The organism is Sedimentibacter acidaminivorans, assembly GCF_017873955.1.
In the GTDB taxonomy this organism is placed as follows: domain Bacteria; phylum Bacillota; class Clostridia; order Tissierellales; family Sedimentibacteraceae; genus Sedimentibacter; species Sedimentibacter acidaminivorans.
The window spans coordinates 139,659-161,780 of record NZ_JAGGKS010000008.1; the positions used below are offsets into that span (position 1 = coordinate 139,659).

Sequence of the window (22,122 nt, forward strand, 5' to 3'; positions counted from 1 at the left end):
ATGTTAAGTTATCTTAACAAAAAAAAATCAATGATATTTAATAAAACAATATCATTGATGAACTCTTAGTTTATTTATATATTTTAGCTATTTTAGTAGACAGTTCATCGAATGTAAACGGCTTTTCAACAATAGTATATCCACTATTAATTATCTCTTCACACTCTGCTTGTCCACTATATCCAGTAATAAAAATAGGAATAACCTCTTTATTTATTTTTTTCAATTTTTCATGCAACTCTTTTCCACCCATAATAGGCATCAATAAATCGAGAACGACAAAATTTATTTTTTCATACTCTTTCTCATAAAATTCTATAGCTTTTAAAGAATTATCAAATTTTTTTACCTCATATCCTAAGTCCTCTAATAACTCAGCTTCTATGTCTAGAACATTAATGTCATCATCAACTAACATTATTAAATTTCCTTTAATCTGCGTTTGATTTGCATGGATTTTTATCAAATCATTTTTTGGCTTATGAACAGGTAAGTAGATTTCAATTATTGTTCCATTATATAGTTTACTTATTACGTTAATGAAGCCAGAATGAGATTTAACTGTCCCAAATACAACAGAAAGCCCCAAGCCTGTCCCTTTAGACTTATTTTTAGTAGAAAAGTATGGTTCAAACATTTTATCAAATGTTTCTTCTTTCATACCTGCCCCATTATCTTGAACAACAATTTTTATGTATTCACCTTTTTTAATAATTTCACCATGGCTCAAGACTTTTTCATTTATTACTTCAACATCTTCCGTACCAATTGTAATGATACCACCTGTACCTACTGCATCCCTCGAATTTATCAACAAATTAATCAAGAGATTATCAATTTGAGTTTCATTTCCAACAATCATTTTATTAGAAGCATTATAATTATACTTAACATTTATAGATTTATCAAATATTGAACTAACCATTGTATAAGTATTATCTAAAACGCCCTTTAAATCAATTGGTTCATTTACACTGCTCTCATTCTTAGAAAATAAAAGTATTTTTTTAGTCAAATTAGCTGTGCTCTGAGAAATGTGTATTATGCGATCTGCGTATTCCTTAATTTTATTTATGTCATCTGTTTTTTGTATTAACGTGGCATTTCCTATTATGCTCATTAATTGATTATTAAAATCGTGAGCTATTCCTCCGGCAAGTTGTCCTAATGCTGCCATTTTCTCTCTTTGTTTCTCTGCATTAATTATTTGTTTACTTATCATCGTACAATCTATTTCACCTTTTTCATCTGAATTTGATATACTTTTGACATTAACAAATTTTTCACCTTTTGTAACCATTTTTCCTCCTAAATTACTCTTTTTTAATCACGTACTACAGTATAAACTCAAATTTTTAAAAAATTTGTAGAATTTTGTATAAATAAAAAAAATATTTAGAACAAAAAAAATCAACACTCAACGTCTACTAAGATCATCAAATGTTGTTTTATTAGTGGTGATCCATCGGCGATTCGAACGCCGGACACCTTGATTAAAAGTCAAGTGCTCTGCCTGCTGAGCTAATGGATCTCGTTTTTACGACTTTACAATAATAACTCATATGTCGATTATTGTCAATATTTTTTTATTTTTTTTTATTTTTTTTAATTGTCTTTTAATTTATTATTTGCATATTTAGAAAAATTATTACTAAATTTATTATATTTTTCTAATATTCATATAAACTTTTTTAAATTCTAAATTTCACATAAACATTGACTTAATAACACTTGCATGATAGAATGTCATAAAAAACTCGAGGTGATTTCATGGCAATAAATATGGTAGCTGACCATGCAAAGTGGCCGGAAACAAATGATCCTATTTTCGGACTTGCGGCAAAAGCAAAGGAAGCTATAAATAAATTTGGAAAAGAAAATGTAATAGATTCAACATTAGGTGCACTAGTTGATGATGATGGAAATCTAATTTGTATGGAAACGGTTTATTCCGAACTGAAATCTCTGCCTAATGCAGAAATAGCTGGATATGCACAAGTTGCAGGGCAACCTGACTATTTAGAAGCAGTTCAAGAGGAGTGTTTTAGTGGTTACCGTCCAAATGCTTACATAAAGGCTGTTGCAACTCCTGGTGGAACTGGCTCTGTAAAACATGCTGTATTTAATTATACTAATTCCGGAGATTCTATTCTGGTTGCCGATTGGTTTTGGTCTCCATATGTAACAATATCTGAAGAAGTAGGAAGAAAAGTAGCAAATTTTTCTTTATTTAATGAAAAAAACGAATTCAATATTGAATCATTTAAAGAGAATTTTGAAAGTTTACTTAATAAGCAAAAAAGATTGGTTACAATATTAAATACTCCTGCAAACAATCCTACGGGATATAGTTTATCTGATGAAGAGTGGACTAAAGTACTTGATATTGCAAAAGAGAACGCTATAAATCCTGAAAATAAGATAATTATATTTGTTGATGCTGCTTATATGGATTTTGCAGGTGTTGGGTTAGAAAGAAAAAAATTCTTTACCCAATTCACTAATTTACCAGATAATATTTTTATTATAATTGGTTATAGCATGTCTAAAGCATACACAATGTATGGCTTGCGCTCAGGTGCTGCAATAGGAATTTCTTCTAATGAAAAAATAGTAAATGAATTTTATTACTCATGTATGCATTCAGGTAGAGCAAATTGGTCTAATGGTACTAGAGGAGCTATGTCCGTTATGACTCATATAGCTAATGACCCTATTAAGAAAAAAGCATATGAAGCTGAAAAAGAAAAATATAAAACAATGCTTAGAAATCGTGCTAAAGCTTTTGTTGATGCATCAAAAGAAGTTGGATTAGAAATATTACCATATAGAGATGGATTCTTTGTAAGTATTCCTTGTGAAGATGCAAAGAAAGCTTCTGAAGAATTAATCAAAGATAATATGTTTGTTGTCTCTCTAAAAAAAGGTCTACGATTTGCAGTTTGTGCTGTTTCTGAAGAAAAATGCAAAAAAGCACCTGCAATAATAAAAAAGGTATTAGATAGATTAAAATAGAATAAATATAATTTAACCCCCCTTAATAATTAAGGGGGTTAGCTATTTTACAGGATGTTTAGAATCCATCATACCTGTGTATGCATTTAATGGAGGTTTCCTAGTATATAAAAAGAGAGGTTTCCCTCTCTCAGATTAGTATTACTACTCTTTAAAACTATAATTAATTTCTATTGCTTTTTCTCCTGTATTATTCAACTTATTTAGTGCTTGAATTTTATATGGTAAACTATATAAATTAATAAATCCTGACGCATCCTTTTGATCATATAGGTCACCTGTGCTAAATGATGATATCTCTTCATTATATAATGCATTCTGTGAAACCATACCGGCAAATTTCACATTCCCCTTATATAATTTTAATTTTACAGTACCTGTCACATTTTTTTGTGTTGAATCCACAAATGCATCGAATGCATCTTTTAATCCACTAAACCACATAGCATTATAAACTAACTCAGCATATTTCTGACCAATAATATCTTTAAAATGTGCCGTTTCTTTTTCCAAAACAAAGCTTTCTAAATATTTATGCGCCTCGATTAAAATTGTTCCTCCAGGCGTTTCGTATATTCCTCTTGATTTCATACCTACTAGTCTGTTTTCCAAAAGATCTATTACACCAATTCCATGAATCCCACCTATTTTGTTTAAAGCTGCAAGCATTTTTTCACCATTTAGTTTTTTGCCGTTTAATTTAACTGGTATACCCTCTTTAAATTCTATTTCTATATATTCACCTATATCAGGAGCTTTTTCAACAGTATTTGACATAACTAATATTTCGTCAAAATCAGCTTCATTTGCTGGATTTTCAAGCATTCCCCCCTCATGACTAATATGAAGAATATTTTGATCACGAGAATATATTTTTTCTTTTGATATTCCATTGAGATTTATGTTCTTGGACATTGCGTAATCTATAGCCTCTTCCCTAGATGTTATATTCCAAATTCTCCATGGTGCAATTATTTCAATAGTAGGATCAATTGAAGCTATTGCTGTTTCTAATCGAACCTGGTCATTACCTTTACCAGTACAGCCATGTGCAATGTACTTTGCTCCTTCTTTGTGTGCAACTTCAACTAATTTTTTAGCTATCAACGGTCTTGCATATGCTGTTCCCAAAAGATATTTGCATTCATATGAAGCATTTGCTTTTAATCCTTTGTAAACATAATCCTCAACAAATTCATTTACTACATTCTCCACATATACCTTACTTGCCCCTGATGAAATAGCTTTTTCTCTCACTTGACCCATATCATCTTCTTGCCCTACATTTACACAACATGCAATAATATCTAAATCACCATAATTATCCTTTAACCATGGTATAATTATGGATGTATCCAATCCTCCTGAATATGCTAATACTACTTTTTCTTTTTTTACCATTTTAAACTTCCTCCAATAAAATATTATTAAATTTTCTTTATTATTAAAAATTAGCTTATTGATATTTTTAGTTATAAATACAAATTGTATCACGATGCATTTTTATACAATTGTTGAATTAAGTTCAATTGTTTTTTTTGCACAAAAAAACCACTTTATAAAGAGGCAGCTTTTTACACCGCGGTACCACTCTTTTTTAAAGCAGTTGCTTATACTTTGTCATTATAACGGTATTTAACCGTATTCTCATACTACTATTTCTGAGAATCTTTTCATGGATTCTTTTCAATTAAGTTCACTGCCAAACTCACACTCTATTTTGACTCGCTGAAAGCTATATTTAATTTACTGTTCCAATCATAAAATTATTCAATAATTATTATTTTTATACAATTATAGTCTGTAATCCAAACTTTGTCAATAGTTTTTTTAAAATAATTATATTTTTTTATAAATTTTTTAGCAACATTATTGTGTTTTCTCACACTTGCATTTATTTATTTATAATAATAAAAAAAGCAAGCTTATGCTCACTCAAAATTAAAAACTAATATACAATTAAGTCTATATTACTAGTATTATATGATTTTTGCCATTTCATTTAATAAATTCTATAATAATGGTGGGAACAATAGGGCTCGAACCTATGACCCCCTGCTTGTAAGGCAGATGCTCTCCCAACTGAGCTATGCTCCCACATATAACGCCTATAATGTATACAGAACCGATATAAATCACTTTAGCACATACATAATTAAAAGTCAATATATTTAAAATAAATTATGTAAAATTTATTAAATATTACCACATTTTAATCATATGCTTTGGATAATGTATATAATATATGAAAAATAAATAGAAAGCATAAATAGTCCTTGAATTTTCAAAATTCGTTTTGTTATTAATGATGGAATTATAAGTACTAGTGAAAGCAATAGCGCTATTGGCATATCCAACATTAAATTTTGTGATATTATCTTTAATTCAGAAATTAATCCAGATGATCCTATAACAAGTGAAACATTGAATATATTTGCTCCAATAATATTTCCTACACTAATATCTTCGTTTCCTTTTACAATAGATGAAATAGCTATAACAAGTTCAGGTAGTGAAGTTCCTAGAGCTATAATGGTTAAGCTTATAACAGCAGTAGGCACTTTAATAAATTTAGCTATAATAATTCCATTTTCAACGATTATATTAGAACCTATAAATATAAAACATAATCCAAAAATAAATTTTACCATTACATTTTTTATATTTCTATCACTATTCAAATCTGACGCTGCACTTTTTATTGTCTTTTTATCCTTTCTTAGTATTCTAACATTTGTATAAAGGTAAATAAATAGTAATATAATTAGAAATGCTGCTTCATAAGTAACTATTATTCCATCTAAAGAAAATGCTATTAAAACAAATGTATATAGTACTAGTGTAATAGATTTTATTTTAAAGTGCTTATCTCTTATATTTATATTTCCAAATATCGCAGATATAGATAAAACAAATCCAACATTGCATATCATTGAGCCTACCGCATTACCTACTGACATAGTAGTCTCTCCATGAAATGCTGCTGTAGAAGAAACTATTAACTCTGGAATTGTAGTTGCAACACTTACAATAGTAGCACCTATTAGAACCTTAGGTAGTCCTGATATTTTAGCTATTTCTATAGATGCGTCTACAAACCAGTCTCCTCCTTTTATTAAGCATAGCAAACCAAATACAAATAATATTGAAACTGTTAACATATATACCTCCCATATGGCAATGCCATATTATAGAGATATGTTAAAACAATAAAATAATGACTTAAAGTTATAATAGTTTTCATTATTATATAGCAATTTTAATTATTTCTATATGCTTAAAATATTATCTTAACAAAAGTATAAAAAATACTATTAATTCCATTTAATAATAGTATAATGGTAATATCATTGCTTTGATGGACTATATAAATAAATCAAGAAAATAAAAGTTTTAAAAATTTATTACATGAAAAGTACAAAAATTTCAAGGAGGAAATTATGATAAAAATAGTAGCAAAAGGATTTTTTCACGAAGGAAAAGTTAACGAGGCAATAAAGTTATATGAAGAGCTTGTTCAAAAATCAAGAAACGAAAAAGGTTGTATATCATATAATCTATTCCAAGATAAAAAAGACGATACAATTCTTACAGTAATCGAGGAGTGGGAAGGAGAAGAAGCCCTTGAGCTTCATAAAAATACCGAACATTTTATAAGAATAGTTCCATTATTAGGAGATTTACGTAAAAAATCCGAACTTAATATTTATAATTTAGTTTTATAGGAATACAATAATCTATCTCCAAATATATACAAAACATTTACATTATAAAGGAGGGATAACACCCTCCCTATATTTAAGAAAACGATAAAAGAATACTTACTTTATTAATTACTCATTCCCTTCTAAACAAATTCATTATAAAAACTTCTTTAATCTATCAATATTATCCTGTTCAAGTTTTACAAACCTGTCAGCTAAGTCTTTTATCTCTTTATCTGCATCAGAGTGAGAATTTAAGCTTTTTGTAATTCCAGTTACACCCATAGTATTACCCTTAATTAACATGTCTGCTATATGAGATGAATTATTATTAATAAATGTATTTATACCAATACTCATCTTAGCACTCATTTTGTCAAACATAGAAATATCCTTTGGTTTACTATTCCTCTTCATTATTTCAGCATAAGCTTCATTTGCAATTTCCTCATAACTTCTAAGCTGATATTTAAGCTCATTATAAATTGTATTATCTGTAACTTTCATTAAAAGATTATTAATTGTCTGCACTCCCATATTGGCTCCACGGTATATTTCCGCTAAAAAATCATTCGTATTATGACTATTCATAGCTACCTCCTGTTCAAATTTTAATGTCAGTACTATTATTTGCAATAGTTTATTATTTAGTCAAATTTATAAAATTTTATATTATTTCAAAACAGTTAATTCGTATACTTTAAATATACTTCTTAATATATTTCATTTAATACTAATTAGTTAAATCATATTTTACAGTTTCCATAAAATTAAAATTTAAGTAACTTATTCTTTCTAAAAGAATAATATATATAAACATTATATATTATATAGATAATCAAAATATTAGTTTAAACTATTATCTGATTAATATAGATAAAATCAACTATACAAATATTACAATTTAGTTAACTAGCTTATTTAGCAAAAATATTATTTAGAAAGGACTGAATTTTTTAATGAACAAAGATGATTACTATAACAACTATGTACCATTAGTTCCATATATGCCTGAAGATCCTAGGGTTGGATACGGTTATGTACCTTATCAAATAAATCCTAGATACTTTGATAACATTAATGAAGCATTTATCAGTGGAACATTATTTCCAGACTTGGTAACTCCGTATTTAGAATATATAGACAGTGAGGTGTAATAAATTATGAGAATGTATAACCAAAACAATAAACAAAAGATGATGATGCATAATATTATGCAATTTCAAGTTGCTACTCTAGATGCTGCTCTTTATTTAGACACACATCCAAATGACCCAGTAGCTCTCTATAGGCACAATGCTTATAGTACTCAATTAAGACAGCTTCGTGATGAATACGAAATGATGTATGGGTTATTAAATAATTACAATCCAGAATCAGGTGAAACTTGGCGCTACATTAATAGCCCATGGCCATGGCAATCTATGTAATAAGTAATAATGTAAATATTAAATTTTATAGCGAAAGGAATGATTAATGAATTATGTTTATGTATGAAAAAACTTTACAATATCCCGTTAGGGTTTCAAATAAAGATGTTAGAATGGCCATGGCCGTACTGAACCAATACGGTGGACCTGATGGTGAAATGAGTGCAAGCATGAATTATTTAACTCAAAGATTCAGTATGCCCCTTAATGAAACAAAAGGTCTTTTAACAGATATAGGAACTGAAGAATGCGTTCCAAGGGGTTGTCGGTAAGTTATTTATATTGAAATTTCAATATGTATATGTGCTACTTATAGTATACTATTTTTTCTGAAATTGTAAAGGGTTATTTAAATATTTCCAACAATTCTGGACTCATAAAGTTTCCTCTTATGAGCATAAGAGCTCGCACATGTAAAAATATTGCTCCATACCTAACCATTTGGTCAAGTGTATCATCTTTGAAAAACTCTAGCGCCGCAAAAAAAGTAGTTAATTCTTGCAAATTAACCACCTTAGCAAATTTATATGGTTATTCACTATTCACACCATACATATCTGCATTCGGGACATTCATTTTCAAAATTACTATATCCTTGGTAATTACACCTCGGACAAATTATATAAAATTGTTTATTATCAGATTGTATTTTCAATTTGTTTTCTTTAATATAATTAATAATCTCCAATTTTTCTAGATCACTCAACTTATCAAATAAGTCTGTTTCTTTAAGCGCTTCTAATGGAATACCATAATCAAAAACATTTTTACTCGAGTTATAAAATTTAATTTTAGGCTTTCTATTCATTTCCAAAACTTCATCAATAGTCTTTTTATCAACCTTTACCCTGCTTTGCTTTTCATACATTCTTAAAAAGCTATCCATTGAATACATGTAAAACTGTTGATCTGTGCTTTTAATAAATTCTTTTACCAATTCGACTCTAGTCCCAATGGTCTTACCCTTAACAATATTCCACCAGTCTTCTTTCTGGTCATCCGTAATATATATAATATTTTTATTATTATTTTTAGAATACTCTAAAATCTGATTCCATATAATCAAATCACCATACATATTATTATCACTTACATTATTCTTCTTGCCTGAATCCTTATATCCCGGAGGAATTAATTTTTCATAACGATTTTTTCCTTCTTTTTCAATCTCAGCCAGTTTATCTTTACAATTAGGTTCTCCAGTTCTATTATCAAACAAATCAAGCAGCTTATTCAAAATATAATCGTCACCATGATTTACCACTATTAAATTTTGTTTTTTCTGTTTTTCAATCCAATCATTAATAAATTTATCCAGTTCTATTAAGTCTGAATCCATATTCTTTATTCTTAAAGCATTAGCAATTGTATCTTTAAATTTATTTTTTTCTTGTATCATTTTATTGTAATGGTCACTTGTTTCATATATAACTTCACAACGATTTTTCATAAATTCATATGCCACATGATAAGGCATCCATATTCTATCTTTTAAATATTCTAGCGCATTAATTAATGTATTTCTTGTATTGGAAGAATACCTATAAAGGTTTAACAAAGTATTTGTATCAAACACAAAAACACAATTATCCCATAATTCTTGTTTTTCTTTATTACTCGGTTCTAGAAATTCTCGCATTATATTTTTCATTGTTATTAGCGTCCACACCTTCATATTATTTTAATTCTATTATAATAACAATTACAAAATTTTACAATAAAAATCAAATAAATATTTCATACTTACTGTGTTATGTCTAAAATAAATTATTTACATTTTCACATAATTGATTTACAATTATATGGAAACTATTAGGAGGAATTTTATGATAACACCTGAAGATTATTATTTAGAATATAAAAAAATTTCTTTGTTAATTAATCAAACATGGGTTTATGCAATAGCAATTTTATTTGCAATAATTGCAGTAGTTCCAATGTTTATATTAATACGCTTTATACATAATTCAAGCATTCTAACTTTTCTATTGCTTGTCTACTTAGTTAGCCTATACAAAATCCTCAATGCCTTGGACAATCCTATTAGCACCCAAGTTAAAAAAGTTAAAATAAACAAATTAAAGGATTTAACTAAAGATAATGATATATCTACAGATAACTTTGAAAGCAAAAGACAAAATTTTATTTTTACTAATTTAAAAAAAATATTAAATTCACATAATATAGATTATAAAATTTATGAATCATTCTATAAAAGCCATCTGAATAATTATTTATCCGTAAATAAAAATATATTAGGTGATAATATATATATACCTTTTATATTTGGTTCAATTTATATAGGAACCTTACAAGCATACTATAATTTAGTAAATTCTACCGACGACTTAATTATTTCATTTATTACGATATTACTAATATCGCTATCAATAATTATAGTAATTCATGAGATAAAGAAAAATACACAAAACAAATATAATGACATAAGCAAATTAGTATTTTACACTGAAATGATCTTTCAAGAACAGGAGAAAGAAAATAAAAAGGAAGTCCACAAAGCATAACATACACATGAACTTTTTCATCTTTCATATTTTAATTTCTTTACAGCTCTTCTCCCTTACTTTTGATTTTCAAAAATAGATTATAGAATTATGGAAGTCAAATCTCAAGCAATAATTTGAAATTTGCACAATAAAAAAAGTTGTAAAAATACATAATCTCTACAACTTTTCATTACATTACAATTAAGTATTATTACTCACTTATTTCAAAGCATTTATAATTACTATCACTACAATAATAAGCTCTACATAAAACTTTTGACCAATTTGATAAACATGCATCATCACTAGTGGTGATAGAAAAAATCAAAGACAACACATTATAAAATAATTCCCCCACATTATAATTTTGAATGTTTCTTCCTCCATGAGCTATCGTATTTCTAATTTTTTCAGCTTTTAGTAAATAACTAATAATATTATCAAACTCAAAGTAAATTTCCTTAGTAGGATCAAGTTCTTTTATTATTGGTTTTAGTTTTTCATTTATTAAACGTCTACTATTATTAGAAAAATATTTTATTTTTCTTTTCAAAAATTCATTGACCTCACTTATTATTTTCCCCTTATCACCTTCATTTAAAAACTCATAAAATTCTTCAACGCAATCTTTAACATTTTCAATATAATAAGTATAATTTTCAATATAAAAACTAAACACTTTTTCATATAATAATTCAATGTAACTATCAATAGCAGCAAATAAATTAAAAAAGGCCATCTTATTATTTTTATAAGTAATGTTAACACATGCATCCAATATATATTCTAAAAAAGGCATCATATTTTCGTCTTTTAACACGCCTCTAACATCACATTTTAAAATAAGACCTGAATTTTCAGCATCATAAATATTTAATAAGTAGTTATTTAATACACCATCTAAGACTAGTTTTTTTTCATAATAATCAATATAGTTTATATTATATTTAATATAATCAATATAATTTTCATTATCTTCAAAAGTCTTTTCGTAAACTTCCGGTTCATAAACTTTAGTTATTATTGAAAATTCTTCAAGATTAATTGAATCTTGAATTGTTAATAAATCTTTTTGTAGGTCTTCTTCCATTGTGTAAATATTGTCAATCTCTTTTATAATGTTTTTTTCTTTAACACAGCTTAATATTTCATTCATTACTATAAAAGGATTACTGTTAAATATTCTAATTATTATATCTTTTAATGAAGTTTCAAATTCATCAATAGATATAATATTTTTTAAACATGCTGGTTTAAATGATATTATTTTAGATAATTCAAATTGCAATTGTTCAGAGATATCTATTTTTAAATCACTTATTATTTCTTCAATAATTTTATCTATATCACACATTATTATCTTCACCTTCCTTTATATAAGAATCATATAATCTTTATATTTAAATTGAATTCTTGATATATATTTTTTGTCCTCAATAATAAGCCATATTTCAATCTAAATTATACTATATATTCCTATATATGTCAAAATAAACAACTTTGAGCTTCTCGCTTTTTTCTGGCGTAGAAAATCTATCAAAATTCACAGTTTTAGCAATAAAAAATTTTTCTTAATGTAATTGTAAAATATTCTAATTGATTATTAACAGCTCATTAAACTCTTTCTCCGCATTACTATACCTTGAAGTCAAATTGTTTTTTCTCTTAATTTCTTCTATTTTATAATCCTTATATAACTCTCTAATCTCTGGACAATCATTATATGATAATATAAATTTACCTTTAATCTTATCTAATGCTTGCTTTAATCGTTCATGATCATCAATAGTGAAATCTACTTCCTTATAGTAATTTTCAGTACCATAGTATGGTGGATCCAGATAAAATAATGTACCTTCTCTATCATATGTAGTTATTATTTTTTCAAAATCTCTATTTTCTATTACAACCGATCTTAACCGATTTTGTATGTCTGTAAGATAGTTGATATATTTAACAGTATCTTTTTTTACACAGCCGTATGTACCGCCTTTGCTTCCATATGAAGTTTTTATAATCATAAAGTATCTTGCAGCTCTTTGTATATCAGTTAATCCTCTGGTCTTGTATTGAACTAAAAAGTCCTGAAACATTTCCCTCGAATTTAGAAAATAGTTCAATTCTCTTTGCAATTCTTCCCTATGATATTTTACACATCTAAATATATTTACCAACTCAGAATTATAATCATTGTACACTTCAAAGTTTGCATGTTTATCTTTATAAAACAATACCCACGCTGCTCCTCCAAATACTTCTACATATCTATCTACTTTCTCAGGAAATCTATTAACTATTTCTTTTCTTAATAGTTTCTTTCCACCTATCCAACTTAAAAAACTGTTCATTTTTCATCACCTCAATACTATTATATCTTGCTATTTACTCATTGAAAATGACAAAAAGGTGTTTACTTCGAACATTTGTTCTGATATAATATTATTATAAAGTATATCAGGAGGTAATGAAATTAAGTATTTAACTAACGCACAATATGAAGTTATAAAATGCATTGATGATTATACAAAATCATACGGCTATCCTCCTACCTATAGGGAGATAGCCATATTAACAAATAGAGTTTCTGTAAGCACAATATATTGCCACATACAGCTTTTATTAAAAAAGGAATATATAACTATGCAGGAAAACAGCCCAAGAACTATAAAGATTATTAGTGACTTTGATGAGACACATATTAAAAAATTGCACTAAAAAAGCCGAGGTTTCCCTCGGTACTTTTGTAACCTTATATTTTGTAACACTGAAATAATACAAGCATATTATACTATATATAGTTACCTCCTATGATTGTAATCAATCAGTCATTACTATGAGCTAACTGAATATTAATTGTTTAGAGGGCGGAGTCGGCACTTAACAGTGTTCCGACTGCCCTGAAACACTACATAAAAAAACTCCGGATATATCCAAGTTATGCATCATCAAATAGGATCTGCATGGACTACTATAGATATATATTTTATTTATTATATTTGGTGATAGTTAAATGCATAAAAATTTTATTTTTAACCTTCTGAAATATTATTTTCACATTTATTATTGATTCTCCATTCATCTAATTCGTGATTATAAATAATATTTATATTATTGAATTTCTTATTTTCAAAAAATTCATTGATTTTACTTAACTTATTCGTTATTTCTAATACACTCTCCGAATTACAACTTATATCAAAATTAATTGTAGTTTTTTCTTGATCCTCCACTTTACCATGAACATCCATTGTAATAAATTTTTGCCCATATTTATTGTCTTTAAGAAAAATTTTAGCTTTAGATGCTAAAAATTTTGATAAATCGTATAATGCTGAATTTAACATGCCCATAAATATAGGATTGTTTTTGATTTCATTAACTACTAAATTTACATATATAAAAATTTCCCCTGGTTCAATAGCGCTTGGTAAATACTTTGTTGAAACCTCTATTCCTTGGCAATTTAAAATTTTGTATTCATTTTCCTTTATTAATAATATTTCATCTACACAATTCATATTATAATCATTACGTGGAAGTAAGATTTTTAAATTTATTTGTGTATTTTCCATAATAATTCTCCTTCATTTTTTTATTATTATAATTTATTCTCAATATTTTAAAAGAATAGGGATAGTCAAATCAAACTACTAACTAATCACAATCCATATCGGTAGAATAATATGTATTCAAGTATCTAATTAATATAGCTAAAAATATTATATTTAAATATATATCTTATCTTTATTTCATTAAATTCTACTCTATTTGTAAAATCAAATGTCTTTACTGTATTATTTTATAAAAATTATTCTTGAGTATTTTTATATCCTCCATAAGCGTAACCAAGAGCCATAGATATTAAATTCAAAAACTCTTTATTTTCATTTGTTTTCTCTTCTTTTATTAATATATTTACATCTTCACTAAATCTAATTTTTTCTTTTGACATTACATTATTTAAAAATTTCCCTATTAAACTTTTCCTTATTTCATCTATTTTATATAACTTCTTCTTTTTATTTAGACTTAAAAAAGAATTATACATGGTTCTAACGATTTCGTAAAAAAACAAATTACTAGATGTCCTTTCTAAATATTCAAAATATGTTGATACCTTATAATCCTTTATTGCTATTTGTAGTATTTTTTCATTTAAAAGAATATCTTTTTTCTTATTTTTCTTTTTGTTAATATTAAGTATTAATTCTCCAAAAGAGGAAATAGATACTCTTCCCTCAAGATTACTTATATCTAAATTAAAGTTTTCTTTTATAAAAAATGCTAAGATATAATTATAAGTAAAAGACATTTCATTATTAAAATTACACTTTTCACGTTTTGGAATATATTCATATACATTAGAATTTACTAACAATGAATTTCTAACTTCAAATATCAAATTATTTATATATGTTTTGAAAGATTCTTTTGATTCATTAATTTCAGATATATCTGGAACTCCTTCAGTAACCCAAAACTCCTTTTTATTATTAAAGTAATTAACAAGTGTGAAATACGTATATATTGCCTGTCCATTTATATTTGAAATCCTGAAGAAAGGATAAAATATAATTACGCTTTCAATAACATTATTGTTAAATGCAAGTTTTAACCCTTCTTGAATTCCCTTGTAATACGAGTTAAATATTTGTTTAATATCGTCAACATCAGCTGAAGGTGTATCTTCGATTTGATTTAGCATATTTTTTTTGGAACGATTAACTAATTCTTCAATTTTACAATCAAATATAATTCTATCTACGTCTATTATTCTATTGTTTTTATAATCATTTTTTGTAATTGAAAATAAGATTTTCTTATCAAATACAATATTTTTACTTGAAACATCAAAACAAGCGTTAAAGTAAGCCCATTTAAACATATTAACCTCCAACCATAATCATATTTACATTATTTTACAACATTAATTAAATTTAGTCAAAAAAAATACCAGGCAATTACGCCTGGCTACATCACTTTCCTATCTAAAAATTAAAAAACTTTTCCATATGTCATGATAGAATATTATATCATTGCTTTTGCTAGCTTTATAACTAGACTTTCACCGAACCTATAATCATTAACAAGAAAATCCATAGTTTTATCTTCAAGACCTGCTTTATCTTTTACAATTTGTTTTGCTTCTTCAACTGCCATACTATACCCCTCTATAACTAAGAATTCGCAAATTACCTCAGCCTGTGCTTCAGATATCTTTTTCAAATTATCATCTACTTTCAAAAATGCTTCATCTTCTATATTGTCATGAAATCCACTTTCAATCAGTAGTATATGCTTACAGTTTGTATCTGCAGCTCCACGAATAACACCATAATAGTTATAAATCTTCCCACTTTCTGTATATACTCTAGTTTTAGCACCTCTGCTTTGATTTCCCATCACAGCAGCGACTTTAGCAGCCATCTTTTCTGCAAACTCTTCATCTTGTGGCTTAGTATAGTCATAATATACTTCTACACCTCTAGTACTTCCATCATAAGCATTGGTATGCTCTGAAATAAATAAATCATATCCTGCAGCCTTTTGGCCTCTTTCTAAAAGTGTTAGGTCCTGCTCCCAAGTACGGGTAAAATCTACTTGAACACCTTTGGATAATAGAATATCTTTTAAATACGTTGATATCTTCCATACTCCCTGATATTCATAGTATCCTGTCGGACCTTTATTAGTATTCCCCGGCGCATGACCGGGGTCTATTAATACTTTAATCATTGGTCCCACCCTCTTTGTTTTGTAAAGCATCTAATGCCTTAGTTATTATGGTTGGAATAGGGATTCCCATAAGTCCTGCGTTCTCTATAATACTTAATGCTTCATTAACTGCATAAGCGATAATAACTGCATCTCTAATTACTTCCATACCTGTTAATCTATCAAGTTGCGCAGATATAAGAACTATCAAAAGCGTAACACCTTTTTTACTTAGTCCTTTCCAACCTGCTTTACTTTCTAATGCTCCAGTTTCAGACTTGTTTGACTTTTTGAAAACACCTGCAGTTATTAATCCGGTTATATAATCAACGGCCATAAATAGTATTAGTGTCTGTAATGCCATATCCCATCCTCCAAGTAAGTTTGCTATTATACTGCCAGTTATGCCAAATATACTTAAAACACCTATTTTAATCGAATTTATATTCTCCATTATCATTATTGCTCCCTTCAAAATAGAGAGCTTACAAGCTCCCTATAATATTGTATGTATTTTTTTTACGCTTGTCTCTTTAGACTTAAATTTGCCTCAATTCTTTCAATTCCAACCAAAATTTCAAGACTAACATTTATGCCTTAGCTCCTCAGATTTTAATTACCAAATAAATTTTGCTTTTACTTTATGATACTCATTCTCTGCTTCTACTTTAATATCTGCCCCTGTTCTTTCAGCAAATGATCTCATTTCAAATAAGAAGCGTCCATTCTCTACTCTACTTGGTATATCTGTAGTTATATTCTGATTATTGAATTTAACAATATTACTTAGATGTTCCATTTCTATGGTCAGATTTAATGGTTGAAGCGTACAAAAACCTACTCCATAAATCTTGTCAACCCCAGCTATTCCTAAATCCTTTGTGTTCATTTTTAATTGCTCATAAAGTTTAGTTTCAGTTATTCTTTCACCAAACTTTAATTTATGCTGACAAGCTATTAAGCATGCTATACCGCTAATTATCGGTGTGCTCATAGAGGTTCCGCTTAATGCAATATATCCTCCAGTATAATAAGCGCTTATAACATTTGATCCAACTTGACATAAATCAACATGATTGCCCATTGTAGTGTAGTCAGCTTGTTTCTTCTCCATATCTACAGCTCCTACACATACAACTTCATCATAAGCTCCTGGATAACGCAGCTCTGTAATTCCTGTGTTACCTGCTGAACACACAACTAAAATACCATCTTTCACGCAATTTTTAATTTCTGCTTGTAGGTTACTCCAAACAGTAGTACCAAAACCATTCTTAGTACCACTTAAGCTCATTGATATTACATCAACTTTTTCACCTTTAGGACTTCTCCATTGTCTAGCATATTTAATACCATTTACTATATCTTGTGTTTTATTACATCCACCGCTACCATCTAGTACTTTAACTGGTAGAATTTTAGATTGTGGAGCAATTCCTACATTTTTCCCCGCAACCGAACCAGCAACGTGAGTTCCATGCATATTATCATCTCTATAATTGTTTGTAGAAGAATATGAACTATTGAGATTCTTTCCAACCAATATTCTATTTTCAAGTTCTATGTGAGGGCTAACCCCTGTGTCAATTACAGCACATATTGTATTTTGACCGTATATACCTTGGGAATAAAAAGCCTGTCTTCCTGATAACTCTAAAAACTTTAGATCATCAACTCCCAATACTGTTGTTTCATCAATTAATTTTTTACCTATTAAATAATCGTCTAAAAATTTCACTTTTTCACTCTCCTTTTTTTCGCATTAAAATAGGACCATATTTCTATAGTCCTTAGTCCACTAAATTTTTCTTTTGTTACCTATGGAACCTTTGGTGTAGCTAAAATAGTTTGCTTTTCTTCCTCATTAATATAACCTTTACTAAAGGCATTATTTACATAGATTTCATTTTTACCCATAATCCACATGTTTAAAATAAATGGATATAATCTTGACATAATCTCACCTCCTCTATAATCCAAGCAAGAAGTTTATTGTATCTTCTGCTAAAGCCAATTTTTCTTCAATAGTTAGTTCTTTAATAACTTCTAACTTACTAGGATAATATTCTGTAGCATTCCACAAAACTTTACCTTCATCATTTATAGTAGATATAAGAGGAAATGTGTTTGTTTGTTCATATTGCTCTTGTGTTACTTCGATTTCATTATCATACTTAACATCTGTATAATTTATTGCTTTACCTACAGCTATGCCTTCTGACATAATAAATACATATCTCATATAAAATTCCTTCCTTATAGTGTAAAATCTATACCATATATTTTTAACTGAATATTATTGCTTGTTATACTAACATTACTTATTGTATCAATATAAGGTCCAAAATAGACATTTGTGTTGAGTTCGCCCCTCGTGTTGTAGAACTTAAATATTCGGGTTCATAATTGACATCAAAATAGTCATTTTTTACATATCCATTTGCACTATGGAATACAGCTTTATAGTTCGTAGGTACTACTAAGGTACTATTGGAAGATATTTTTCCACTTAAAAGGGGTATACCTGTACCAGATGTTATAGTATCCCTGTAATCTAATCGAATACCAATACTATATGCAGTAGAAGTTGATATATTTTTAAAAGTTATAGAACCTATAAGGTATAATATAAACATGTCATATACTTTGTTATTAAAATAATTTCCTATATCTATTCTTGAAGTGCTATTAAGATTTACTGTTGCTATTAATACTGGTATATTAGTTATTATCTTGTCATTTAACAATTTCCCTTGCTTTGGCGTTAATGCCGCTCCTGATGTTAAAGTAGAAGTTAAACTATCGACCAGCTTAACATGTCCATAATTTCCAGTTGTTCCAACACCATAACCTGTTCCTGAGCTTGCATGGCTTGCGGGAGCATATCCGCTATGTGTGTGTCCTGAAGTAGCGAAAGCAGATGAATCATTTCCATCTAGTTTATCAGCATTTCCTGCTGATGTAGAATAATTTGAATTTGTAGCCTTTGCTACTGTTGTAGTTCCATTAATTATATTTGAAATTGAAGTTCTTAAAGTTTTTATTGATTTTAATATCTTACCAAACAAAGTAGAATGTGTTTCATTTGTTTTAATATCAATATCTGTACTTGCTTCGATAAACGAAACAATATTATCTTTAGTGTTATCAGTAGGGTTTATATAATCCATTTCTGGTAATTGTTCAGATGGTACTTTACCACCTACTAAATCAGCTTTGTTACCATTTAAATCATCAATATGTTCATTGAGAGCAACAATCTCTGTATTTATACTATTTACTTCATTTTCAAAATCCTCTGCTGATACATATAACCCGCTGGCAATGGTAGCTGTAACATTTGTTGCGTTTCCTATGATAATAGGTAAATCTATAACTTTTTCTATTACTTGTGCTCCACCTGATGCTGGTATGTAATCAGCATTTGTACCTGCATTGCCATAGCAGTATAATATTTCTCCAATATCAGGATCCATGGCAAATACTCCTATTTCTCTCCAGTAGAAACCTACTGAAATTGTGTTGTTGTCAAATTTTGTGCCTAATATTGCTTTGCCATCAGGTGTGCTTTTTAATTTTGTTATTTCTAATGATTTTATTTCATGAACCACGTTCCTCAAATCTAGTATAGAACCCGAACCTAGCTCACCATCACCAATGACTATTTTGGTAAATCTTAATTCGCTACCTGTCATTGATTTAGCTTGCAAATTCTTACCAAGGTTTGTAAATAATAATCCACCAAAACTCATTATCCCACCTGCCTTATCTGTATTTTATCTATAACATGTATTATAGATCCTAATTTAAAACTCATTTCACCCGTTAAACTTATCAAAATAGTTTCTAGATGTGATCTTTTATTTTTCACACAATTTAGTATCTTAATAAACTTATCTGCTGATTCCTGCGTAACACTTGGATTAGATGTAACTACTTTGAACATGAATGGCTCCCCACCATATTCAAACCACTCTTGAACTAATCCATCACCAAAATGCATTTTAATAACTTCCTCTACAGCATATGGTGTTCCTAATAATTTATTTGTTTTTACCCCTGTCTTTATAAGCTTTCTCTTTACATCAATTGGAGCCATGGCATCATACCAGGTTATATCTAAATCATAGGCCAACATATCAAGAATTACTTCATCTAAATTGTCAATGTTATTATATATGCTAATAACTGACGTTTCCTCTACCATCTTCTCAATTTGTTTATTTAAAGCTATGGACAAAGCAATAGTAGTTTTATCTTCTTTCATAGCTCCAGTCTGAAGCGACAATAAATCTAAATTATCTAATTTCATAACAAGCCCCCATACTCAACAGAAATATTCAAAGCTTTTGCCACTGATTTAGAATTAATTTCAGTGTATGTTGGAGAATTAATTTCAACTCTACATATTGGAGTTTTGCCATCTATCATATATGAATTTTGAATATAAAAAAGAAGCATATCCGGATTTATGCTCCTACCTAATTTTTCATGCTGCCAATTTACATAATTTCTAACAGCTCCATCTATATAATCCATATTATTACCTTCAATTACTTTCCTAATTGATAATTCATCTGCTAGATAAGTTTCATCAATATAATACTTTATATTAATATCATAATTTATAATATTAGGCTTTGTTGCTAAAACCTTATCTGTTAATGGTCTTCTATCTCGTCTAGATGTTTGCTCTAAAACCTTATTTAATATCTCATCACTTGGTAGCTCACCATTTTCCAACAAAACAACCATTTCTACTACTCCTGGAGATGGCGAAGAAACATCAACATCACTAATAGATGAATCAGCAGTCATTGCAAAATACTTATACGCATCATCAGGTCCAGTTGTTGATTTACTTTTATTTGATAATCTGCACCTTAGTCTATACCTTGCATTTTCTTCTATTTCTCCACCATTATAGGTTGTTTCAGTATTAACTATACTTGCTACAAATGGTACAGTGTCAACAATATGCATTATCCGTCCTGCTAAAAAGTTATTATATTTTGTTCCTGTTTCCATAGCCTCTAGTACACACTCTTTGCTAGTTTCTCCTGGCAGAATAGAAACCTCATCTTTTACTATAAAAAACAACTGTCCATCAGGAGTTACTCTCTTGCCTGCAGGAACAGTTATTATTCTAACTTGTTCACCAGTAAGCGTTATTAATCCTTTAGCAATTGCTTTAGTTGGTTGCAGCCTTTCAGTACTATACAAATCGTTACCTAAGTTGTCAAGACTTTCATCTACAGCATAACTCAATAGATTTTGTTTACCTGTCTGATTTATATTACTTTTTAACGCAACCAATGCTGGTACCATTTGACTTAAAAAGATTCTTCTCTCATCACCAGCATATAGTATCTCTCCATATGCTTTTTCAAAATCCTTAATTAAATCTTCATATATTTGTTTAGAATCTATATCTAAAAAATTAAAATCATTCAATTTCAACGACCACCTTTATTAATATATTGCCGTTTTGATTTTCAACATTTACTTCTTGGATTGTTGCTCTTGGCTCATATTTTTGTATTAAATCATACGTTTCGGATATTATAGAACCTAATGATTTATTAGATGCCTTATCTATATTTTTATTATCTCGTCCAAACACCCTGTCATAAGCAACTTCATACTTGTAAGTAGACAATATATTAGAAATATTTTGAAGTATCCGCTCATGGCCTTGTGCCCTCCAATTTAAAACATCTTTATTAGTAATTGTATATTGTGCCATTTATA

25 protein-coding genes, 2 tRNA genes, 1 pseudogene and 1 other annotated feature are annotated in these 22,122 nt (G+C 28.3%); of the genes and pseudogenes, 7 read left to right on the forward strand and 21 right to left on the reverse strand.

Going from position 1 to position 22,122, the window contains the following annotated elements; genetic code table 11:
• Nucleotides 1–70: 70 nt before the first annotated feature.
• Complete coding sequence (locus J2Z76_RS13175) at nucleotides 71–1,300, reverse strand: hybrid sensor histidine kinase/response regulator (protein WP_209512536.1); 1,230 nt, start codon at nucleotides 1,298–1,300, stop codon at nucleotides 71–73.
• 155 nt (nucleotides 1,301–1,455) lie between these two features.
• A tRNA-Lys gene (locus tag J2Z76_RS13180) sits at nucleotides 1,456–1,531 on the reverse strand.
• Nucleotides 1,532–1,770: 239 nt separating this feature from the next.
• Here J2Z76_RS13180 and J2Z76_RS13185 point away from each other — a divergent pair.
• Nucleotides 1,771–3,015, forward strand: coding sequence for a pyridoxal phosphate-dependent aminotransferase (locus J2Z76_RS13185; protein ID WP_209512537.1), 1,245 nt, complete (start codon nucleotides 1,771–1,773; stop codon nucleotides 3,013–3,015).
• Between the two features lie 144 nt (nucleotides 3,016–3,159).
• Here J2Z76_RS13185 and J2Z76_RS13190 read toward each other — a convergent pair whose 3' ends face one another.
• The 3 genes from J2Z76_RS13190 to J2Z76_RS13200 all read right to left on the reverse strand — a co-directional run bounded on the left by J2Z76_RS13190 (nucleotide 3,160) and on the right by J2Z76_RS13200 (nucleotide 6,176).
• On the reverse strand, nucleotides 3,160–4,416 hold the full coding sequence (locus tag J2Z76_RS13190) for an argininosuccinate synthase (protein WP_209512538.1): 1,257 nt from the start codon (nucleotides 4,414–4,416) through the stop codon (nucleotides 3,160–3,162).
• A 158-nt stretch (nucleotides 4,417–4,574) separates the two neighbouring features.
• Nucleotides 4,575–4,786, reverse strand: a binding site (T-box leader).
• A gap of 250 nt (nucleotides 4,787–5,036) precedes the next feature.
• Nucleotides 5,037–5,112, reverse strand: a tRNA-Val gene (locus tag J2Z76_RS13195).
• A gap of 119 nt (nucleotides 5,113–5,231) precedes the next feature.
• Nucleotides 5,232–6,176: a calcium/sodium antiporter gene (locus J2Z76_RS13200; RefSeq protein WP_209512539.1), complete on the reverse strand. Its 945-nt coding sequence runs from the start codon at nucleotides 6,174–6,176 to the stop codon at nucleotides 5,232–5,234.
• Between the two features lie 279 nt (nucleotides 6,177–6,455).
• Here J2Z76_RS13200 and J2Z76_RS13205 point away from each other — a divergent pair, with 279 nt between their 5' ends.
• On the forward strand, nucleotides 6,456–6,740 hold the full coding sequence (locus J2Z76_RS13205) for a putative quinol monooxygenase (RefSeq protein WP_209512540.1): 285 nt from the start codon (nucleotides 6,456–6,458) through the stop codon (nucleotides 6,738–6,740).
• Nucleotides 6,741–6,875: 135 nt separating this feature from the next.
• Here J2Z76_RS13205 and J2Z76_RS13210 read toward each other — a convergent pair whose 3' ends face one another.
• Nucleotides 6,876–7,310 carry a hypothetical protein gene (locus J2Z76_RS13210; protein ID WP_209512541.1) on the reverse strand — a complete coding sequence of 145 codons (435 nt, stop codon included), beginning with the start codon at nucleotides 7,308–7,310 and terminating at the stop codon, nucleotides 6,876–6,878.
• Nucleotides 7,311–7,678: 368 nt separating this feature from the next.
• Between J2Z76_RS13210 and J2Z76_RS13215 the strand changes: the two genes are divergently transcribed.
• The 3 genes and pseudogenes from J2Z76_RS13215 to J2Z76_RS13225 form a co-directional block, all read left to right on the forward strand.
• The gene (locus tag J2Z76_RS13215; RefSeq protein ID WP_209512542.1) at nucleotides 7,679–7,876 is read left to right on the forward strand and encodes a spore coat associated protein CotJA; all 198 of its coding nucleotides are present in this window, start codon (nucleotides 7,679–7,681) and stop codon (nucleotides 7,874–7,876) included.
• 6 nt (nucleotides 7,877–7,882) lie between these two features.
• On the forward strand, nucleotides 7,883–8,149 hold the full coding sequence (locus J2Z76_RS13220) for a spore coat protein CotJB (protein WP_209512543.1): 267 nt from the start codon (nucleotides 7,883–7,885) through the stop codon (nucleotides 8,147–8,149).
• A 53-nt stretch (nucleotides 8,150–8,202) separates the two neighbouring features.
• A pseudogene (locus J2Z76_RS13225) lies at nucleotides 8,203–8,397 on the forward strand (manganese catalase family protein); the annotation flags it as partial.
• A gap of 97 nt (nucleotides 8,398–8,494) precedes the next feature.
• Here J2Z76_RS13225 and J2Z76_RS13230 read toward each other — a convergent pair.
• Nucleotides 8,495–8,653: a hypothetical protein gene (locus tag J2Z76_RS13230; RefSeq protein WP_209512545.1), complete on the reverse strand. Its 159-nt coding sequence runs from the start codon at nucleotides 8,651–8,653 to the stop codon at nucleotides 8,495–8,497.
• Nucleotides 8,654–8,687: 34 nt separating this feature from the next.
• On the reverse strand, nucleotides 8,688–9,800 hold the full coding sequence (locus tag J2Z76_RS13235) for a PIN domain-containing protein (RefSeq protein WP_209512546.1): 1,113 nt from the start codon (nucleotides 9,798–9,800) through the stop codon (nucleotides 8,688–8,690).
• Nucleotides 9,801–9,975: 175 nt separating this feature from the next.
• On the opposite strand from J2Z76_RS13235, the gene J2Z76_RS13240 reads away from it, so the two are divergent.
• Nucleotides 9,976–10,674 carry a hypothetical protein gene (locus J2Z76_RS13240; protein WP_209512547.1) on the forward strand — a complete coding sequence of 233 codons (699 nt, stop codon included), beginning with the start codon at nucleotides 9,976–9,978 and terminating at the stop codon, nucleotides 10,672–10,674.
• Nucleotides 10,675–10,867: 193 nt separating this feature from the next.
• Here the strand turns inward: J2Z76_RS13240 and J2Z76_RS13245 are convergent, their stop codons facing one another.
• Nucleotides 10,868–12,010, reverse strand: a complete 1,143-nt coding sequence (locus tag J2Z76_RS13245; RefSeq protein WP_209512548.1) for a hypothetical protein — start codon at nucleotides 12,008–12,010, stop codon at nucleotides 10,868–10,870.
• A gap of 238 nt (nucleotides 12,011–12,248) precedes the next feature.
• The gene (locus J2Z76_RS13250) at nucleotides 12,249–13,004 is read right to left on the reverse strand and encodes a DNA adenine methylase (RefSeq protein WP_209512549.1); all 756 of its coding nucleotides are present in this window, start codon (nucleotides 13,002–13,004) and stop codon (nucleotides 12,249–12,251) included.
• Between the two features lie 121 nt (nucleotides 13,005–13,125).
• On the opposite strand from J2Z76_RS13250, the gene J2Z76_RS17090 reads away from it, so the two are divergent.
• Nucleotides 13,126–13,371 carry a LexA family protein gene (locus tag J2Z76_RS17090; protein WP_425347567.1) on the forward strand — a complete coding sequence of 82 codons (246 nt, stop codon included), beginning with the start codon at nucleotides 13,126–13,128 and terminating at the stop codon, nucleotides 13,369–13,371.
• 314 nt (nucleotides 13,372–13,685) lie between these two features.
• On the opposite strand, the gene J2Z76_RS13260 is transcribed toward J2Z76_RS17090, so the two are convergent.
• The 11 genes from J2Z76_RS13260 to J2Z76_RS13310 form a co-directional block, all read right to left on the reverse strand.
• Nucleotides 13,686–14,228 (reverse strand): hypothetical protein, encoded by a 543-nt coding sequence (locus tag J2Z76_RS13260; protein WP_209512550.1) that lies wholly within the window; start codon nucleotides 14,226–14,228, stop codon nucleotides 13,686–13,688.
• 236 nt (nucleotides 14,229–14,464) lie between these two features.
• Complete coding sequence (locus J2Z76_RS13265) at nucleotides 14,465–15,541, reverse strand: hypothetical protein (protein WP_209512551.1); 1,077 nt, start codon at nucleotides 15,539–15,541, stop codon at nucleotides 14,465–14,467.
• 143 nt (nucleotides 15,542–15,684) lie between these two features.
• Entirely contained in the window at nucleotides 15,685–16,392 is a 708-nt protein-coding gene (locus tag J2Z76_RS13270) for an N-acetylmuramoyl-L-alanine amidase family protein (protein ID WP_209512552.1), read from the reverse strand.
• Nucleotides 16,385–16,825: a phage holin family protein gene (locus J2Z76_RS13275; protein WP_209512553.1), complete on the reverse strand. Its 441-nt coding sequence runs from the start codon at nucleotides 16,823–16,825 to the stop codon at nucleotides 16,385–16,387. The genes J2Z76_RS13270 and J2Z76_RS13275 overlap by 8 nt, the downstream gene beginning before the upstream one ends.
• Before the next feature lie 162 nt (nucleotides 16,826–16,987).
• The gene (locus tag J2Z76_RS13280; RefSeq protein WP_209512554.1) at nucleotides 16,988–18,109 is read right to left on the reverse strand and encodes a S8 family serine peptidase; all 1,122 of its coding nucleotides are present in this window, start codon (nucleotides 18,107–18,109) and stop codon (nucleotides 16,988–16,990) included.
• A gap of 80 nt (nucleotides 18,110–18,189) precedes the next feature.
• Nucleotides 18,190–18,327: a hypothetical protein gene (locus J2Z76_RS13285; RefSeq protein WP_209512555.1), complete on the reverse strand. Its 138-nt coding sequence runs from the start codon at nucleotides 18,325–18,327 to the stop codon at nucleotides 18,190–18,192.
• Nucleotides 18,328–18,340: 13 nt separating this feature from the next.
• Complete coding sequence (locus tag J2Z76_RS13290) at nucleotides 18,341–18,613, reverse strand: hypothetical protein (RefSeq protein ID WP_209512556.1); 273 nt, start codon at nucleotides 18,611–18,613, stop codon at nucleotides 18,341–18,343.
• 79 nt (nucleotides 18,614–18,692) lie between these two features.
• Complete coding sequence (locus tag J2Z76_RS13295) at nucleotides 18,693–20,123, reverse strand: phage tail protein (RefSeq protein ID WP_209512557.1); 1,431 nt, start codon at nucleotides 20,121–20,123, stop codon at nucleotides 18,693–18,695.
• Entirely contained in the window at nucleotides 20,123–20,683 is a 561-nt protein-coding gene (locus tag J2Z76_RS13300; protein ID WP_209512558.1) for a phage tail protein, read from the reverse strand. Before J2Z76_RS13300 ends, J2Z76_RS13295 begins: the two co-directional genes overlap by 1 nt.
• The gene (locus J2Z76_RS13305; RefSeq protein WP_209512559.1) at nucleotides 20,680–21,825 is read right to left on the reverse strand and encodes a baseplate J/gp47 family protein; all 1,146 of its coding nucleotides are present in this window, start codon (nucleotides 21,823–21,825) and stop codon (nucleotides 20,680–20,682) included. Before J2Z76_RS13305 ends, J2Z76_RS13300 begins: the two co-directional genes overlap by 4 nt.
• On the reverse strand, nucleotides 21,818–22,117 hold the full coding sequence (locus J2Z76_RS13310; protein WP_209512560.1) for a GPW/gp25 family protein: 300 nt from the start codon (nucleotides 22,115–22,117) through the stop codon (nucleotides 21,818–21,820). Before J2Z76_RS13310 ends, J2Z76_RS13305 begins: the two co-directional genes overlap by 8 nt.
• Nucleotides 22,118–22,122: the final 5 nt, after the last annotated feature.

Coding starts and splice junctions, on each gene's coding strand:
- J2Z76_RS13175 (WP_209512536.1), bottom strand. CDS start 1,300: ATGGTTACAAAAGGTGAAAAATTTGTTAATGTCAAAAGTATATCAAAT.
- J2Z76_RS13310 (WP_209512560.1), bottom strand. CDS start 22,117: ATGGCACAATATACAATTACTAATAAAGATGTTTTAAATTGGAGGGCA.
- J2Z76_RS13265 (WP_209512551.1), bottom strand. CDS start 15,541: ATGTTTAAATGGGCTTACTTTAACGCTTGTTTTGATGTTTCAAGTAAA.
- J2Z76_RS13190 (WP_209512538.1), bottom strand. CDS start 4,416: ATGGTAAAAAAAGAAAAAGTAGTATTAGCATATTCAGGAGGATTGGAT.
- J2Z76_RS13215 (WP_209512542.1), top strand. CDS start 7,679: ATGAACAAAGATGATTACTATAACAACTATGTACCATTAGTTCCATAT.
- J2Z76_RS13245 (WP_209512548.1), bottom strand. CDS start 12,010: ATGTGTGATATAGATAAAATTATTGAAGAAATAATAAGTGATTTAAAA.
- J2Z76_RS13205 (WP_209512540.1), top strand. CDS start 6,456: ATGATAAAAATAGTAGCAAAAGGATTTTTTCACGAAGGAAAAGTTAAC.
- J2Z76_RS13260 (WP_209512550.1), bottom strand. CDS start 14,228: ATGGAAAATACACAAATAAATTTAAAAATCTTACTTCCACGTAATGAT.
- J2Z76_RS13240 (WP_209512547.1), top strand. CDS start 9,976: ATGATAACACCTGAAGATTATTATTTAGAATATAAAAAAATTTCTTTG.
- J2Z76_RS13250 (WP_209512549.1), bottom strand. CDS start 13,004: ATGAACAGTTTTTTAAGTTGGATAGGTGGAAAGAAACTATTAAGAAAA.
- J2Z76_RS13210 (WP_209512541.1), bottom strand. CDS start 7,310: ATGAATAGTCATAATACGAATGATTTTTTAGCGGAAATATACCGTGGA.
- J2Z76_RS13220 (WP_209512543.1), top strand. CDS start 7,883: ATGAGAATGTATAACCAAAACAATAAACAAAAGATGATGATGCATAAT.
- J2Z76_RS13290 (WP_209512556.1), bottom strand. CDS start 18,613: ATGAGATATGTATTTATTATGTCAGAAGGCATAGCTGTAGGTAAAGCA.
- J2Z76_RS13295 (WP_209512557.1), bottom strand. CDS start 20,123: ATGAGTTTTGGTGGATTATTATTTACAAACCTTGGTAAGAATTTGCAA.
- J2Z76_RS13200 (WP_209512539.1), bottom strand. CDS start 6,176: ATGTTAACAGTTTCAATATTATTTGTATTTGGTTTGCTATGCTTAATA.
- J2Z76_RS13285 (WP_209512555.1), bottom strand. CDS start 18,327: ATGTCAAGATTATATCCATTTATTTTAAACATGTGGATTATGGGTAAA.
- J2Z76_RS13300 (WP_209512558.1), bottom strand. CDS start 20,683: ATGAAATTAGATAATTTAGATTTATTGTCGCTTCAGACTGGAGCTATG.
- J2Z76_RS13270 (WP_209512552.1), bottom strand. CDS start 16,392: ATGATTAAAGTATTAATAGACCCCGGTCATGCGCCGGGGAATACTAAT.
- J2Z76_RS13275 (WP_209512553.1), bottom strand. CDS start 16,825: ATGGAGAATATAAATTCGATTAAAATAGGTGTTTTAAGTATATTTGGC.
- J2Z76_RS13235 (WP_209512546.1), bottom strand. CDS start 9,800: ATGAAAAATATAATGCGAGAATTTCTAGAACCGAGTAATAAAGAAAAA.
- J2Z76_RS13185 (WP_209512537.1), top strand. CDS start 1,771: ATGGCAATAAATATGGTAGCTGACCATGCAAAGTGGCCGGAAACAAAT.